This window comes from Aurantiacibacter odishensis (assembly GCF_003605195.1).
GTDB lineage: Bacteria > Pseudomonadota > Alphaproteobacteria > Sphingomonadales > Sphingomonadaceae > Alteraurantiacibacter > Alteraurantiacibacter odishensis.
Map to the genome: position 1 here is coordinate 159,700 of NZ_QYOS01000022.1, position 17,147 is coordinate 176,846.

Here is a 17,147-nt window from a genome sequence, read left to right on the forward strand (position 1 = left end):
GGCGCGAACGAGGGGCTTTTCATTGGCTAGAGCGAATAGCCGCCGTCAGTGACGAGCGTGGTGCCGGTGATGGTGCCCGAAGCTTCGGAAAGCAGGAACAGCACCTGCCCGGCGATCTCCTCGGCGGTTTCGAAACGGCCCATCGGCGTCATGGCGCGTGCCATTTCCGCAAGGGCACCCGCACGGTCGCCCTGGTGCTTCGCAACGAGGTCGTCGAAGAAGGGCACACCGTCCCAGATCGCCGTATCGACACCGCCCGGCGCGATGGCGTTGACGCGAATGCCGCGTGCGAAACCTTCCTTGGCGGCAATCTTCGCCATGTGGATCGCGCCAGCCTTCGATGCGCCGTATGGGCCGATGCCCGGCTCCGCCTTTACCCCGGCGACGGAGGCGGTAACCACCATCGCGGCCCCGTCGCTCGCCAACCTCATCGCCGTGCGCAGCGACAGGAACAGCCCGTCGAGGTTGACCGATATGACAGCCTGCCAATCTTCGAGAGACATCTTGGCAAAAGGTGCAGGACTTCCGGCGATGCCCGCATTCAGAAAGGCCGCATCCAGTGCTGCGCCCTCCTCCTCGATCGCGTTCCAGAGCGCCTCGTCGGCGACGTCGCCTGCATGACATGTCGTTTCGCAGGGCAGGTCCATCGCGGCCAGCCGGCTCTCGTCCAGATCGACCAGCACGAGGTGTGCCGCGCCTGCTTCTGCCAGCGCCTTCGCTGCTGCCGCGCCGATGCCCGAAGCCGCGCCCGTCACCAGAACGCGCTTGCCAGAGAAATCATACATCGATTGCCACCCCCCCTTTCCAGAGAGCCGTCACCCGGCCTTGCACCGGCTGACGGTCGAACGGCGTGTTGCCCGCCGCTGCCGCCATTTCCCGAGAATCCACCACCCACGGCGCTTCGGGATCGAGCAGCGCGATGTCCGCCTCTTGCCCTATCTCCAACGAACCGGCCGGAACGCCCAGCAACCGGGCCGGGTTGCGCGCCAGCAGGTCGAAGGCGCGGACCATGTCGATCACGCCTTCGCGCACCAGCGTCAGTGTCATCGCCAGCAAGGTTTCCGCCCCGGCCATACCCGGCGCAGCATCGGCGAAGGGCAGGTTCTTGTCCTCCGGCCCGCGCGGATCATGGCCGCTGGCAATCACGTCGATCGTGCCATCGCCGATGGCCTCGATCACGGCCTGCCGGTCATCCTCCTCGCGAAGGGGCGGGGAAAGCCGGGTAAAGGTGCGGTAGTCGCCCATCGCAATGTCGCTGAGCATGAAATGCGCGGGCGTAACACCGGCGGTGATGCTCACGCCGCGCGCCTTTGCCTGTCGCACCAGTTCACAACCGGCGCGGGTTGTTACCTGCCGCGCGTGGACGCGCGCGCCGCTCATTTCAGCAAGGGCGATGTCACGCGCCAGGGCAAGCGTTTCCGCCTCCTTCGGCGCGCTGGGCAGACCGAGCCGCGTGGCCATCTCCCCAGCCGTGGCTGCCGCCTTCCCCGCGATGCCGCCATCCTCGGAGTGGGTAACGACGACCATGTCCAGCATCGCCGCGTATTGCATCAGCCGCAGCATCACGCCGCTATCGGCGATCCACTTGCGCCCCGTCGCAATCGCCCTGGCCCCGGCCTCGCGCATCAGCGCGATTTCGGCAAGTTGCGCGCCGTCCAGCCCTTGTGTCGCCGCGGCCAGCGGATGGACCCACAGATCCGGCTTGCCGCTCTGCGCCATGAAACGAACGCGCGCGGGATGGTCCAGCGGAGGCGACTGGTCGGGCATCAGCGCCGCTCGGGTGATGCCGCCGAAGTGAAAGGCCGGCTTGTCGATCGCGAACACGCCGAGATCGACGATCCCCGGCACCACGAGCTTGCCTTTGGCATCGATAACATCGTCACCGTCCTGCGCATCGTCTTCGACAATTACGCCGTCCGCACAGCGCAGCGTCGCATCCCGTGGGCCGCCGGGCTTGACGACGGTGCCGCCGGTAATGGAAAGAGGCCGCACCTGCTTCATACCCATTCCCCCTCACCCCAGCCCGGTACGCCGCGCGCCTTGCGCGTCAGCACGTCGAGACAGGCCATGCGAATGGCAACGCCCATTTCCACCTGGCTGGTGATGATCGAGCGATCCTCCAGGTCGGCAACCGTGCTGTCGATCTCCACGCCGCGGTTCATCGGGCCGGGATGCATCACGATGGCATCGTCCTTCGCCAGCGCGAGGCGTTCGGGTGTCAGGCCATAGAGGTGGCGGTATTCGCGCGGGGACGGGATGAACTGCCCGTCCATCCGCTCGTTCTGGAGGCGCAGCATCATCACCACGTCGCTGCCATCCAGCGCGGCATCGAAATCGTGGAAGGGAACCGCGCCCATCCGCTCGATCCCTGCAGGCATCAGCGCAGGAGGCGCGCACAAGCGCACCGTGGCACCCAGCGCCTGCAGGCACAGGATGTTCGACCGGGCGACGCGGCTGTGCAGGATATCGCCGCAGATCGTCACCGTCATGCCGGTAAAGTCCTCTGCGTCATGCCCGCGCTCGCGCAGTTTCTGTCGCAGCGCCAGCGCATCGAGCAGCGCCTGCGTCGGATGCTCGTGCTGCCCGTCGCCCGCGTTGAGCACCGGGCAATCGACCCTGCTGGCGATGAGGCCCACCGCGCCGCTGCTGCCATGACGGATCACGATGGCATCGGCGCGCATGGCATTCAGCGTGACTGCCGTATCGATCAGCGTCTCGCCCTTCTTCACGCTCGACTGCGCGGCGTACATGTTCACCACGTCCGCCCCCAGCCGCTTGCCCGCGATCTCGAAAGACAGCAGCGTGCGGGTGGAATTCTCGAAAAAGGCGTTGATGATCGTCAGGCCCGCAAGCTGCTCGGAATGCTTGGCGGCCTGCCGATTGAACGCCACGTACTGCTCCGCCTCTGCCAGCAGGTAGAGGATTTCGTGCCGCTCCAGCGACGAAATCCCGATCAGGTCGCGATGCGGGAAGGCTCTTCCGCCCTTGGGAAAGCGGCTGCCGGAGGAGGCGTTTTGCGGCAATGTCATTAAAGCATGGCCCTTAGTCGAGCCGCATCGACCGCTCAAGCTCTTATCGCTGGCACTCGTGCCGCATGGTCCCTAGATGTGTGCAATCATTCGCTGAAGGGATCGCGATTACATGGCATTTGCACGCAAGGTCTGGCGGCTGCTGGTCGGCATCAAGGACGCGTTGGCGCTGTTGTTCCTGTTGCTGTTCTTCGCGTCGCTGTTCGCCATTCTCAGCATGCGCCCCAACCCCGGCATGGTGCGCGATGGCGCGCTGCTGCTGGATATCAACGGATCGGTGGTGGAAGAAGTCGCGCCCGTCGATCCCATCCAGGCGCTTATTTCTCAAACCGTGCCCGTCCGCGAGTACGCCGCGCGCGATCTTGTCCATGCCATTGACGAGGCGGCGGGTGACGAACGGATCGAAGCCCTTGCGCTTGACCTTACCGGCTTCCTGGGTGGCGGAGCCGTCCACATGAGCGAAATTGCCGGCGCCCTCGACCGCTTCAGCGCCGCGGACAAGCGGATCTATGCCTATGCCTATGCCTATGGCGACGATTCCATGCTGCTGGCAGCCCATGCCGACGAGATCTGGCTCGATCCGATGGGCGGCGTGGCGATCATGGGCCCCGGCGGCGAAAGCCCTTATTTCGGGCAGGCGCTGGAACGCTTCAACGTGACGGCCAACGTCTACCGCGTCGGTACTTACAAGAGCGCGGTGGAGCCCTACACACAGTCCGGCATGTCACCCGAAGCGCGGGAGAACCTGTCGCAATTGCTCGCAACGCTGTGGCAGGAATGGCGCGCCAATGTCTCCACCGCACGCCCGCAAGCCGATATCGACCTTGTGACGCAGGACGTTGCCGCATGGCTCGCCGCCTCGAACAACGATATCGCGCAGGCATCCCTCGCCGCAGGTCTGGTCGACCGGCTCGGCACGCGCGTCGAATGGGGAGAGCGTATCTCCAATGAAGTAGGCGAGGATGACTGGTCCGACGAACCCGGCACTTTCGCCAACACGCAGTACGACCCCTGGCTGGCCGAGGTGCAGCGCAATCTGGAATTCGGCAGCGATGGCCGCATTGCCGTCGTCACCGTGGATGGCGAGATCAGCGACGGCAAAGCCGGCCCCGGTTCCGCCGGCGCAGAACGTATCGCTGGCCTGCTGGACGATGCCCTGGACGACGATCTCGATGCGCTGGTGGTTCGTGTGAATTCGCCCGGCGGTACCGTCACCGGCTCCGAAACCATCCGCCGCGCCATCATGCGCCACCGTGCAGCGGGCACGCCCGTGGCGGTATCCATGGGCAATTACGCTGCCAGCGGTGGCTACTGGATCGCAACGCCTGCAGAACGCATCTTTGCAGAGCCAGAGACGCTCACCGGCTCCATCGGCGTGTTCCTGGTGGTGCCCAGTTTCGAGGACTTGCTGGCCGAATACGGCGTGACCACCGATGGCGTGCGCACGACGGGCCTCTCCGGCCAACCCAACATCCTGAGCGGTTTCACCCCGGAAGCAGACGCGGTGCTGCAAGCATCGACCGAGAACTTTTACACCCGCTTCCTCACGCTGGTATCCGAGGCCCGCAACATCACTCCCGAACGGGCAGACGAGCTGGGCCAGGGCCGCGTGTGGGACGGCGGCGCGGCGCGGCAACTTGGCCTGGTGGACCAGTTCGGCGATCTCGACACTGCCATCGCCTGGGCGGCAGGGCGCGCAAACCTCGAGGAAGGCTCCTACGAAGTGCGATACCTCGGCAAGGACACGCCCAGCTACGACACGCTGCTGGCGCAGATGCTGATGGGCGGCAACGAAGCCCGCGACGAAGGCGCGCGAGACGTCGCTTCGATTTTCGCGCGTCGGGAAGCCGCGCGTCTGGGACAGGTGGTGGACGGTCTCGACCGATTCATGGCCGTCGAGGGCGTACAGGCCCGCTGTCTCGAATGCGTTGCAGTGCCCGGCGCGATGCGCGGCCAGCATGCTCCGACGAGGCCCCCATCATGGCTGTCATTGCTGGCCCGGTTGGGGCTCGACTGACACCGGATCGCCAGGCCGCACAAACAGTCCTTGTCTTGGCGCTGTGAAAATGGCAAAGGCCCGCCCCTGCCGTGAATCGGCGGGCGCGTAGCTCAGTGGTAGAGCACACCCTTCACACGGGTGGGGTCGCAAGTTCAATCCTTGCCGCGCCCACCATCTTTTCAAGCAATTAGAAGAGATGGATCGCGTTTCCATGGAAAAAAACATGAAAAACTTGGGTGGGCATCGGCGAACGTTGGCGTTGATCTCGCTGCGTTGAGAGTTTGATCCATCGTCAGCGCAGCCTGTTACCGCTTTTTCACGAATGGTTGGCACATTGCTGCCCAAAACCGAGAGAAAGTATGTCTGTCCATTAGCCGATCCTTCCTTCCAAAGCCATCGAACTCGTTAGATCCAGGAACCTCGATAGAGCTGAGGCTCTCCTCGCCGACCTCGCGGCTGCAGGTCTCACAAAGACTTATGCACTCGTGCAGGAGATAAAACGTGCAGGGTGCCAAACTAAAATTGTTCGCGATGGCCAGATCCCGTCCGAAGATTGGGAGAGGATCGTGGTTTCAGGAAATATCCAAATCGCATTGACCGGCGGAACCGTCCGGCTCGAAGGATCGTCCCTCCGAGAAGGGATACCGTCAGTGATGATAACCGGGATTAGCTTCTCCGAAGCGGCGCTCGTCAAAGTTCTTGATCGATATTGCGTGTACTTACGTGCCAACATTACGAAGCAGTCTGGCGGCTGCAATGCGCAGGCCATGATGGAATGTGCTCATTCATCCACTGAAGCCGTCGAACCTCACAAGGAAGTTTTGCAGCCAATCAGACCCGGCGACCCCACCGCATCGGTTGCACAGACAGAACAAGCGACCGGATTGGGTCGGACCACAATCGACAAGCTAATGCGAGAAGGCCCGCTCGTTAGAAAGAAAGTCGGAAGACGAACATTAGTCACCGTGGAAAGCATCGAGCGTTTGTTTGGTGCAAAAGTAGCAAGATAGCTGCTGCGCTGGACAGGCGAGGTGTCCTTAGATGTTGCGGCCGTCAACGACCGCTTTGCGCCCTCAAATTGGACATTCGCCCTTCCAATTCTGGTCCCCCGGAAGCAGACATTTCACCCAGCAGTTCTCAGCAGCGCGTGCCATATCGTTTCGGAGCGACGGTCCGACCGAAGTGGCTGGGCGATACTGATTTGGCGCTTACACCGTGTTGACCAAGGTCTAGCAATCAACGGGCTGAGAACCGATGATTGCCGGGGCCGGGCTATCTCCAGATAGCCCGGCCAGATAGCGTGATTTGGCTACAGTCCTACGACCCCGCCGTCATCCTTGGTGATCGCCACAACGGCCGAGCGCGGGCGCCCGGTGCCGCCGGTTTGACTGGCCGGCCAGTTGCTGCCAAAATCTGACGGTGAGCCATCTTCGCCGGGGTGCTGGATGCCGACGAACAGCGTGCGACCGTCTGGCGTCGTGTCCACGCCGGTGATCTCGCACTGGTCCGGCCCGGTGAGGAACCGCTTCAGCGTGGCGGTGCTCGCCTGGTTGCCGACATGGGTGGACTGGATCGCAGTCGCCCCGCCTGCGCCGACGTTGGTGATGGTGCGCGATTCTCCATCGCCCACAAAGCCGGGAAGGCCTGCCAGCATCTGGTTGTTGGTGCGATCGGTAAAGGCACCGTCGTCGGTCTGGATCCACAGCAGCGGGCGGATATTGCCCGCCGGATTCTGCGGCCGGGAGAACCACAAGCCATCGGGCGAGGAGAAGTCGTTTTCCGGTCCGAGGCCGGAAAGGTTCACATCGCTCGACGCATCGGCCGAGTCCGCACCGAACAGGTAGATATCCCACAGGAACCGCGTGGCAGCCGTGTTGTCGCCACCTTCGCGGATGCGGATGATGTGACCGTTCGGGTTGCCGAAGTTGGGATTGCCGTTGCGGGGATCGCTGTAGTGCCGCGGATTGGCCGCATCGGTTCCGTCCAGCGGACGATTCGAGGCGTTGTTGTTGGTGAGGGTGAGATAGATTTCCCCGGTTTGCGGGTTCGTGCCAGTCCACTCGGGGCGGTCCATCGGCGTTGCCCCCACCGCGTCGGCGGCAAGGCGCGAGTGGACGAGAATGTCGACCTGATCCTCGAACTCGTATGCAGGCGTGCTGCCCACCGCAGGCCGCGCGGGCACGCTGCCGAATACCAGTGGTAACCAGTCGCCCGTGCCATCACTGTTGAAGCGCGCAACGTAGAGCGTGCCTGCATCGAGGTACTTGTCGCCAACCGCCAGGTGGTCCGACCGGTTGCCGTCGCGGGGATCCCAGGTGGCGTCGGAAACGAACTTGTAGAAGTATTCGCGGCGCGCATCGTCGCCCATGTAAATGGCGACCTTCTGGTTGTTGCGAAGCGGCCCGAGCCATGCGCCCTCGTGGCCCATGCGGCCAAGCGCGGTGCGCTTGCGCGGAGTGGCGGAGGGATCGTACGGATCGATCTCGACCACCCAGCCGAACTGGTTCGGCTCGTTGCGATAGTCTTCCAAGGCCGTTCGGTTGGCATCGGCCCGCGCATCCCAACGGCGGAAAATCTGGCTCGGATCTTCGCTTTCGGGAACGGTGGACCAGGCATAGTTGCCGATGCCGCCGCGCACGCCGTAGCGGTTGAGGCCGGTCAGTTCACGCGTCGTGCGCGCGGCATCGTCTCCGCTACGACGGAAATAGAATGCCCAGTTCTCCTCGCAGGTGAGGTTGGTGCCCCAGCCGGTGTGCCCGTTGGCGCAGTTGTTGATCGTGCCACGACCACGACGTCCGTCGGGAGAGAAAACCGTCTTGAGATAGTCCGACCCTGCAACCGGGCCATTGAAGACCACCGGGGTGTTGGGCGTGATACGTCGGTTGAAAGGACTGCCCTGCACCCATTCCCAGTCCCGGTCGCCGGTATCGCGATACTCGGTGATACTGACGCCGTGGGCCTCTATTTCCTTGATCGCTTCTGCCGCAGGCCGCGGGCCGGTGGACACGTTGGTCGGACCGTTGGGGTGCAGGTATTGGACGTTGAGGTTCTCGTGGTTCTGCACCAGCAGGCCGCGCTTCGAGAAATTGTCGTTGCGGCGATTGTTCGGGCCGAGCCCGTAGTAATAGAGCGCATCGCCATGATCGCCAATGCGGTTGGCAAAATCGGTGTCGCTGCCATCGTTGGCATAGGCCGGAAAGCCCGCCGCCAGCGGATCGCCGAGAGCCGTCATGACCTTTACCGAGTAGCCGGCAGGGACGGTAACCAGGTCGTTCTGATTCTTCGCCACTGCGGCAAACGTCAGCTTTGCAGGACCGACGTTGACCTTGGTTATGCTGTTTGCGCCTGCACTGTTGGCGCCGCCGCCGCTGATCGTGAACTCGATCGGCGTCGCTTCCGACACCGCGGGGGCGATGAAGCCGATGGCGCCATCACGCTCGATCAGTTCCACCTGCGGACCGCGGCTCTGCGTCCACTGGCCATCGATCGCTGCCAGGGTGACCATCTGCCCTGCAGTTGCGGTCGTGGTGGCTCCAGCCTGGGCGACGGGCGAAGGCGCGAGCCCGGCCAGCTCGTCGTCGGAGCAGGCAGCGAGCAGCGAAGTGCCGAAGAACGCTGCCGCGCTCGCCTTCATTCCGCCAAGCATCGTCTGTCGACGAGAGAAACGGTCGGAAATGATTTCATTGAGATGCAGATTGCCCGTGGAATTGGTGTCCACATCACCATCCGAATAACCAGCCTTGAACGACATATCACCCATGATGAACCTCCCATCGATTCGGTTGCATCGAATTTGTTAAGTACGATGCGCGAAGTTTTCGGGACGGGTTCGGTATCGATACATGACCGATCTGGGACTTGGGGTCACAAGTTCTTCGATGCGGGCGACCTCGGCCAAGTCCTGGGCGTTTGCAGAGGGATCCTGACCTTAGGGCGTTTTTCATTTTCCGGTCATCAAACCGCCTCCCAAGCGTAATTTACCGCGCATACTGGCGGCTCCGAACCATTGGATCGGGGCTAAACACATGATCATTCGTAAATTCGCCATCGTATCGCTACTGGCATCAACGGCGCTCGTCGCAAATCCTGCGCTGGCGCAGCAAGCTGCGTCGACCGACACGGTCGACCGCGAAGGCACCGGCACTTCCGGCAATGACATCATCGTGACCGCGCAGAAATTCGAGCAGCGGGCGCAGGATGTGCCGATCACCGTCTCGGCCCTTGGCGGGGAGCGGATCGAGGAACTGGGCGTCACGGATCTCGACGAGCTTTCGAACTACGTTCCGGGCCTCAACATCCAGGAACAGAGCGCCAACAATCCGGGCATCGTAATACGCGGCATTACGTCGGACTCAGGTTCGGCGCAGCAGGGGCCGCGTGTCTCGCTGTACTACAACGGCGTCGATATCTCGCGCTCGCGCGGTTCATATCAGTCGATCTACGATCTTGACCGTGTCGAGGTCATCAAGGGGCCGCAGGCGACCCTGTTCGGCACCGCATCGGCCATCGGCGCCATCAGCCTCGTCTCCGCGCGGCCCCGGCCTGGCTTTTCCGCCGAGCTGACCGGCGGCTACGGCAATTACGACGCGACGCTTCTGACTGGCTTCGTGAACGCCGGGAACGACGTGATAGCAGGGCGTGTCGCTTTCGAGTGGAAGACCCGCGACGGCTACGTCGAGAACCTCGCCACCTCGCAGGAAGACGAGCTTTACGCACAGGACAACCTGGGAGTCCGCGGTTCGCTGCGCTTCACGCCTACCGACCGGCTGACGGTGGACCTGATCGGCACATTCGATCGCCAGCGCAACGGCGGCACGCCTTTCATCTCCGGCAATTTCCCTACCGAGGCAGGTCCCGCAGATCCGTTTGGCCCAGCCAATCTGGGTGGCTCTCCGCTGTCGGCACAGGTTCTCGGCAAGGACCAGCTGGGTCTCGACCGTGAAGTCTATGACGTGAACTTCACTGCGGAATGGGAATTCGCCGATGACTGGAGCTTCACCACGGTAAACGGGTATCGCGAGTTCGACAGCCTTGAGACGTTCGACGCCGACGGCTCGGCCGCCTGGTTCCTCGAATTTGCCGAGATCGCCGATGGCTGGCAGTTCAGCCACGAAGGCCGTCTGGCTTACAACGGCATGAACCTTCGCGCCTCTGCCGGTTGGAACTATTTTACCGAGGAAGGCCGCCAGAACGTGCCGTTCTCCGCCGAGGAGGCGATTTTCCTTGAATGTCTGGGCGGTGGCGCGGTGTTCCAGTTTGGCTGCGTGGCCGCGGACGGATCGGTGCCCGCCGCCCTTATCACGCCCACGCTCAGCCAGGGTGCGATCGCTGCCCTGCCTTACCAGTCCGTCTTCGAGAACCAGGGCGAGAACGATGCCTATTCGGTCTTCGCCGATGCCACCTGGCTCGCCACAGATGCGCTCGAACTCACCGCGGGCCTCCGCTACATCTGGGAAGACCGCCAGTCGGGCTATTTCGCCGATGTCCCCGCACCCCGGTTGCTCGGACTGTTGCCGTCTGAACTGCAGGGCGGCCTGCTGCAGTTCTTCCCGTGGCTTACGGCATCACTCATTCCCGGCCAGATCGATACCGGCGGCCAGACCTTTAGCGCGAGCGAATCGTTCGACGCCTGGCTGCCGCGTTTCAACGCGCTCTACCGGGTGTCTCCCGACGTGAACGTATTTGTCACTGTCTCGAAGGGACGGCGCTCCCCTGTCGTGCAGCTCAGCGCCACGCGCGATGTTGCGGGCAATCCCTCGCCCAGCCTGCAACTGATCCCCGAAGAAACGGTGTGGAACTACGAAGGCGGCGTAAAGCTTGCCACCGGGGCCGTTTCGGCTTCCCTGGGCGTCTACTACCAGGACTATTCGGGCTTCCAGGTGAGCGTGGTGCAGGATGACGGCTCCACCCGGACGGAGAGCGCCGGCAGCGCGACGAACCTCGGCATCGAGGGAGAGCTGGCTGTCCAGGCGAACGACTGGCTCCGTGTGTTCGTCAACGGCGCCTACATCGATGCCAAGATCGACGAGGACAACGCACTGGTTCCGGCCTTTTCGGGCGCACGCTTCCGCCTCCAGCCGAAATTCCAGGCAGCCGCCGGCTTCACCGTGGATCGTGAAATCGGCAACGGGATGCGGTTCTTCCTTACGCCCAGCGTGACCCATCGCAGCCGTATCTTCTTTGAACTGCCGAACAGCGCCCTGATCTCGCAGGATGCCGTAACCCTCTTGAACGCGCGCGGCGGTGTCAGCTTTGCCGACGAACGGTTCGAAATCGCCGCATTCGTTCGTAACGCGACGAATGAGGAATACCTGCTAGATGCAGGGAACACGGGCGGAGCATTTGGCTATCCCACATTCATTCCGGCAGAACCGCGGTTCTACGGTGTGGAACTGACTGCCCGCCTGTTCTGAAGGTTCTGATTGGGAAACAATAATGAGGATTGATCGTCGCGGTGCCTTGGCCCTTTTCGGTTCTGGAACGGCGTTGGGGCTTCCCTCCGTCGCCTACGCACAGGAGACGCCCCAGGAGGTCCGGTTTGTTCATGGCGTCGCCAGCGGTGACCCGAAGCCTGATGGTGCGATAATCTGGACCCGTGCCACCGCGGAAACAGGCTTTTCGGGAGACATCGGCCTGCGCTGGTACGTCTCCGACACGGCGCAGGGAGTGCCTCTGTCCTCGGGCGAAGTCCTCGCGCGCGGTGCCGCCGATTACACCGCCAAGGTCGACGTGAGCGACCTGCTGCCCGGCACCGAGTATCACTACTGGTTCGATGGGCCGGGAGATGCGCGCAGCCCGGTCGGTCGTTTCCGTACCTTGCCGGTCGGCGCTGTCGACGATCTAGTGTTCGCCGTTGCGTCGTGCCAGCTCTACCCCGGCGGCCTCTTCAATGCCTATGCCGACATGGCGTCCCTTGAACGGCTGGACGCGGTGATCCACCTGGGCGACTACATCTACGAGTACGGCGAGAGCGGTTACGGCGCCGACATCGGTCGGCAGCTTGGCCGCCTTCCCGATCCGCCGCATGAGATCGTCACGCTGGCCGATTATCGCCGTCGCCACGCGCAGGTGAAGGCCGACCCGCAAATGCAGGCGGCACACGCACGCGCGGCGTTCATCTGCGTGTGGGACGATCACGAAACCACCAACGACAGCTGGATGGGTGGGGCAGAAAACCATCAGCAAGAAAGCGAAGGAGACTGGGCGGGTCGAAAGGCCGTCGCCATGCAGGCATACTTCGAATGGATGCCGATCCGCGACCCCGATCCGTTGCGGGCCAGGGAAGCGATCTTTCGCAGTTTCGAATTCGGTGATCTGGCAACGCTGGCGATGGTCGAAACGCGATTGCTGGCACGCGATCGCCAGGTCGCGCCGAAAGGCGACGTGCCGCCCGCCGAGGCAGTTGCCGACCTTCTGGCGGAGCGGGAAATGCCGCAACGTGAATTGTTGGGACAGGGACAGAGCGCTTGGCTGGAAGGCGTTCTCTCGGCGTCCGTCGCGGCCGGCAAGCCGTGGCAAATGCTGGGAAACCAGGTCATCATGGCGAGGGTTCCGGGACCCGATCTGGAAGCGATGCTCGGCGCCGAGGAATTCGCTGCCCTGCGTAATGGAATGCCCGCGCAGTATCGCGACCAGATCGATCGGGCGCTTGCGGGTTACAGGGCCGGTGTCCCCTTCAATCTGGATTCCTGGGACGGATACCCGCACGCACGCGAACGGCTCTACGAACTCTTCCGTCGCAGCGGGGCACGGCCCCTTGTTCTTTCAGGCGACAGCCATGCGGCCTGGAGCAACAACCTGCACAATCGCGACGGCGAACTGACCGCGCTCGAAGTCGGCTGCACTGCCATCACCAGCCCTTCGTACGGATCGATCCTGCCTGGCCTGGGAGGGTTGTTGAGCAGAGCAAGCGAAGAGGTGGCCTACTGCGATCAGGACGAGAAGGGATACGCCCTTGTCGAATTGACGCCGGGACAATGCCGTGTCGATCACATCACGGTCTCGACGGTCTTCTCAACGGAGTTCGAACGGCGCGTGGCCGCGAGCCATGCAGTCCAGCCAGCACCGGACGGCGTCGGCTGGGAAGCCGTTTGATAACGGGATCTTGTCCTGCCTTTCATAAGTAACTGATAATAATTGCAAAGCCATTTTCTCGGCTAATCTCAGATGATTTCCCTTACTGAACAGTAAGGGCTGAGATGCAATTTGGATATATGCCTTCCTTACTTAGCGCGTATTGTCCGATCATCGTCCTATTTCTGTCACAAACGCAACTTAGGAAATCTCGTAACAAGAATGGGTCGCGCAAGTTCTTTCGTCTGATTCTCTAAAGGGGGGAGCGATGTTGCGCACTCAATTGAAGATTCCGCCGGTTTTGCCCGAGGCAAAGGCCTCGACAAGCATGAGTGCCCTTGCTGCAGCACTCTTCTTCAGCGCGGCCGCGGCCGCACAATCCGCCCCTGCCCCCGTGGACGATGTTCCTGCGCCAGCAGTGCCGACTGCACCGGCCAATGTGGAAGAGTGCGCGCAGGATGGATCGACCGTCACCTGCGTCCCCGGAGCCGATCCCGACGGTTTCGTCTCTGCCGATAGCGACCTTGTCCTTGACGTTCAAGATGGTGCGCAGGTCCAGGGCGAAATCAACCTGGGCGAGAACGCCACGGCGGCTGTGGACGGCGATCTCGTCGTCACCAACGGCGCGAGTGCGCTCGATCTTGGTCCCGGTGCTACAGTCGTCAACAACGGATATCTGACTGCCAGTCCTTTCTTCGATGGCATCATTTCTGTCGGTAACGATTCCACAGTCACGAACAGCGGCATCATTACGCAGAATACAGGTCAGGTTGTCGCGGGCATATTCACGGAAGGCAGCGCGACGATCGTGAACGACGGCCTCATCGCCCTGCAAGGCTCGGGCAATGCGGGGATCGTGGGGAATTTCAACAACCTTGGCCCGGTTACGATAACGAACACCGTCAATGGACAGATCATTGTCGATAACCTTTCCGCTGGATCCGGCTTCGGCATCATTGCTTTTGGCGACGGTACCGTCATCACGAACGATGGTCTGATTCAGACATTCGGGGACTTCGGCAGTGCCATTTCGGCCGCAGGAGCGAACACCACACTCGCCAACACCGGCAATATCCAGACCTCGGGAAGCAACGCGACGGCCGTTCAGGTCGGCAACGACGCGATTATCGATAACAGCGGTTCCATCGAAACCCTAGGAGCATATGCCTTCGGCATTAGTGGAGCCAACAATGTCTCGCTCACCAACAGCGGCACGATCCAGACCGCGGGGGAGCGCGCGATCGACCTTGGTGACGGCGCGACAATCACCAACGAATTGGGCGGTCTGATCAACACCACCAGCGACGAGGATACGATCCAGGCAGGTGCCAACCTCACCATCGTGAACAACGGCACGATCAGCAACGAGGGTCTCGATACCAAGATCATCGATGCCGGCGACGGGCTGACCGTTACCAACAACGGCACGATCACTTCCGACTGGAAGGGTATTGAGGGCGAAGCAGACTTCACGCTCACCAACAATGCCGGCGCGCTCATCTACAGCGCCTTCGACGAGGCGGTGGAAGCCGACGGCCCGGGCCTGGTGGTCGTCAACGACGGTGAGATCATCTCGCCCGAGGACGATGCGATCGACGGCGGCGACAATGTCACCGTGACCAACACCGGCCTGATCCGGGGCGGCGAGAACGACGGGATGGAGTTGAACTCCGGCACCATCACCAACTCGGGCATCATCGAGAGCCTCTCGAGCGATCCCGACGGCGACTTCTCCGACGCGGCGCTCACCAACCGCGAACTCGATGCCGGCATCGATTTCGACGGCGACGGCAACGGCGACAGCGCGCCGGGCCTCGTGACCAACCTTGCAGGCGGCGTGATCCGCGGCGACATCGGCATCAATGCCAGCTCGGGCAACTTCGTGTCCGACGGAATGGGCGGCTCGGAGCCCGGCTCAGTCGCCAACCTCGCCAGCCAGACCATCGTCAACTACGGCACCATCACCGGCAACGCGGTGAACCCGGTCACCGGCCGCATGGACGCCGTGCTCCTGAGCTTCGGCGACGACGTGTTCCAGCAGTGGAGCGGTGCTCTTGTCGAAGGCTACGTTGACCTAGAGGCAGGCGAAGACACCTTCGTGCTGGAGGGAACCGCGTCCAGCCTTACCGACGGGATCAGCGGCGGTGAAGGTAACGACACGGCCGTGCTGGGCGGTATCTTCGATGCCGATATCCTCGACAGCTTCGAAGTCATAACCGTCGGCGAACTGTTCGATACACGCTTTGTCGGAGACCGCTCGGTCGAGGGCGACGTAACGGTCGTCGGCAATGCCACTTTCGACCTCGGTCTCGACTCGCTTGCGGTTGACGGAGACCTGACCCTGGCGGACGGTTCGACCATCACGGTTCTGACGAGCGATACCTTCGATCTTGTCGGCCAAGGGGCCATCCCGGTGCTCACCGAGACAGGCGACTTCGCTGACAATGGCACCACCGTCACCGTGGACGACGACGACTGGCTGCTGGATTACGAGGTGCTGATCGGGTCGGTCAGCGTCGTGGTGACCGCCGCCAACCCCGCAACCGGCACCACCGATGGCAACATCGCTCTGCTAGGTTCGGCTATCCAGAGCGGCGTGGCCGCGGGCACGATCAGGACTGCCAACCGGGATGCGTTCAACGCGGCAGGCAGCCTGTCGGACTTCGAAAGCGTGGCAGTCGACAGTCTGCCGGATCTCAATGGGTCGATCAGCCGGGAAATCTTCGAGAACTCCAACTTCGCCAGTGACCTGCTGGCTCGCCGCATGTCCATGGGCAGGGGCAATGGTGCCGTCTGGGGCCAGTTCGGGGTGCGCACGGCAGACGCAGACCCGGTTTCTCTCAGCGTGTCCGGATACGAGTCCGACAGCACGATCTTCACCGCCGGTGCCGATCTCGCCGTTGGCGAGAACGCCATCATCGGCGTGATGGGCAGCTATGCCGAGATCGAGACCACCACGGTCGGCCTGGCCGAATCGCAGGACGAGATAGATTCCTTCAAGGTCTCGGCCTACGCCGGCCTGGGTTTCGGCGCAGGGTTCCTGAACGCGGAGGTCGGCTACCATTTCGCCGATGTTCTTTCCAACCGCAGCGGTGCTCTGGGCGCAATCGGCAGCGACTTCGAGGTGAAGGGCCTGATCGGGCGGGCTACGCTGGGCTACGGCCTCGAACTTGGCGGTGGCTTCGTCCTGACGCCCACGGCCGGACTGAACTACGCCGAGATGAATTTCGACGACTATGTTGAAACCGGAGGCTTCGGCTTCGGGGTGACGCGCGACGATGTCACCTTCTTCGAAGGCCGTCTCGGCCTCACCGCCCATGTCGATGCAGGAATTGTCAGGCCCTATGTGGGCGCGACCTACGTGCACGATTTCGATGCAGACCCGCGCAGCATCGCACTCGCTTCCAGCGAGATCGGCGGGTTCACGGTCGTCTCGAACACGCCCGAGGAAAGCCGCTACGATATCTACGCAGGTCTCGAATTCGATCTCGGCAGCGCATCGCAGCTGACGTTCGGATATCGCGGCAACTTCGCCGAGGGATATGACGCACACGGCGCACTCCTGCGGGTGCGGATAGGGTTCGGTGGCGAAGAAGCGGCCCCGCCGCCGCCTCCGCCGCCTCCGCCGCCGCCGCCTCCTCCGCCCCCGCCGCCTCCGCCGCCTCCGCCGCCGCCGCCGCCGGCTCCGGTCTGCGAGCAGGGCCCCTACATCGTGTTCTTCGATTGGGACGAGTCCACCATCACTGCGGAAGCAGCCACCGTGCTCAACTCCGCCATCACCGCCTATGGCGATTGCGGCACCGCGGCCATCATGCTGGCCGGTCACACCGACCGTTCCGGCTCGGTCGAGTACAACATGGGTCTGGCAGAGCGTCGTAACGCCTCGGTCCGCGAATACCTCACCGGTCGCGGCATTCCGGGCGGTCGCATCTCCAGCGAAGCCTTCGGCGAAAGCATGCCCCGCGTGCCCACCGCAGACGGCGTGCGCGAACTGCAGAACCGCCGCGTGGAAATCACTTACGGTCCGGGCTCGGGCATGTAAGTCC

At 62.8% G+C, this 17,147-nt stretch carries 9 protein-coding genes and 1 tRNA gene; 6 read left to right on the forward strand and 4 right to left on the reverse strand.

All coding sequences use genetic code 11. The annotated features are described in order from the left end of the window. Nucleotides 1-26 precede the first annotated feature (26 nt). From D4Q51_RS06525 to D4Q51_RS06535, 3 genes are read right to left on the reverse strand one after another with little or no spacing between them, the layout of a single operon-like run. Nucleotides 27-785, reverse strand: coding sequence for an SDR family NAD(P)-dependent oxidoreductase (locus tag D4Q51_RS06525; RefSeq protein ID WP_120076942.1), 759 nt, complete (start codon nucleotides 783-785; stop codon nucleotides 27-29). Beyond that, the gene (locus tag D4Q51_RS06530; RefSeq protein WP_120077048.1) at nucleotides 778-2,001 is read right to left on the reverse strand and encodes a dihydroorotase; all 1,224 of its coding nucleotides are present in this window, start codon (nucleotides 1,999-2,001) and stop codon (nucleotides 778-780) included. Before D4Q51_RS06530 ends, D4Q51_RS06525 begins: the two co-directional genes overlap by 8 nt. Then, complete coding sequence (locus tag D4Q51_RS06535) at nucleotides 1,998-3,029, reverse strand: aspartate carbamoyltransferase catalytic subunit (protein WP_120076943.1); 1,032 nt, start codon at nucleotides 3,027-3,029, stop codon at nucleotides 1,998-2,000. The genes D4Q51_RS06530 and D4Q51_RS06535 overlap by 4 nt, the downstream gene beginning before the upstream one ends. Before the next feature lie 112 nt (nucleotides 3,030-3,141). Here D4Q51_RS06535 and sppA point away from each other — a divergent pair, with 112 nt between their 5' ends. The 3 genes from sppA (at nucleotide 3,142) to D4Q51_RS15930 (ending at nucleotide 6,038) form a co-directional block, all read left to right on the forward strand. Beyond that, the gene (gene sppA, locus D4Q51_RS06540; RefSeq protein WP_120076944.1) at nucleotides 3,142-5,046 is read left to right on the forward strand and encodes a signal peptide peptidase SppA; all 1,905 of its coding nucleotides are present in this window, start codon (nucleotides 3,142-3,144) and stop codon (nucleotides 5,044-5,046) included. Nucleotides 5,047-5,127: 81 nt separating this feature from the next. After that, nucleotides 5,128-5,202: transfer RNA gene (locus tag D4Q51_RS06545), tRNA-Val, on the forward strand. Nucleotides 5,203-5,513: 311 nt separating this feature from the next. Then, nucleotides 5,514-6,038, forward strand: a complete 525-nt coding sequence (locus D4Q51_RS15930; RefSeq protein WP_240624588.1) for a hypothetical protein — start codon at nucleotides 5,514-5,516, stop codon at nucleotides 6,036-6,038. A 299-nt stretch (nucleotides 6,039-6,337) separates the two neighbouring features. Here the strand turns inward: D4Q51_RS15930 and D4Q51_RS06555 are convergent, their stop codons facing one another. Beyond that, nucleotides 6,338-8,788, reverse strand: coding sequence for a PhoX family protein (locus tag D4Q51_RS06555; RefSeq protein WP_120076945.1), 2,451 nt, complete (start codon nucleotides 8,786-8,788; stop codon nucleotides 6,338-6,340). Between the two features lie 265 nt (nucleotides 8,789-9,053). Here D4Q51_RS06555 and D4Q51_RS06560 point away from each other — a divergent pair, with 265 nt between their 5' ends. From D4Q51_RS06560 to D4Q51_RS16105, 3 genes are all read left to right on the forward strand, one after another. After that, nucleotides 9,054-11,441: a TonB-dependent receptor gene (locus D4Q51_RS06560; protein WP_205689453.1), complete on the forward strand. Its 2,388-nt coding sequence runs from the start codon at nucleotides 9,054-9,056 to the stop codon at nucleotides 11,439-11,441. A gap of 22 nt (nucleotides 11,442-11,463) precedes the next feature. Beyond that, nucleotides 11,464-13,122 (forward strand): alkaline phosphatase D family protein, encoded by a 1,659-nt coding sequence (locus D4Q51_RS06565; protein ID WP_120076946.1) that lies wholly within the window; start codon nucleotides 11,464-11,466, stop codon nucleotides 13,120-13,122. Between the two features lie 2,749 nt (nucleotides 13,123-15,871). Then, nucleotides 15,872-17,143: an autotransporter domain-containing protein gene (locus D4Q51_RS16105; protein ID WP_240624606.1), complete on the forward strand. Its 1,272-nt coding sequence runs from the start codon at nucleotides 15,872-15,874 to the stop codon at nucleotides 17,141-17,143. The last annotated feature ends 4 nt before the right edge of the window (nucleotides 17,144-17,147 follow it).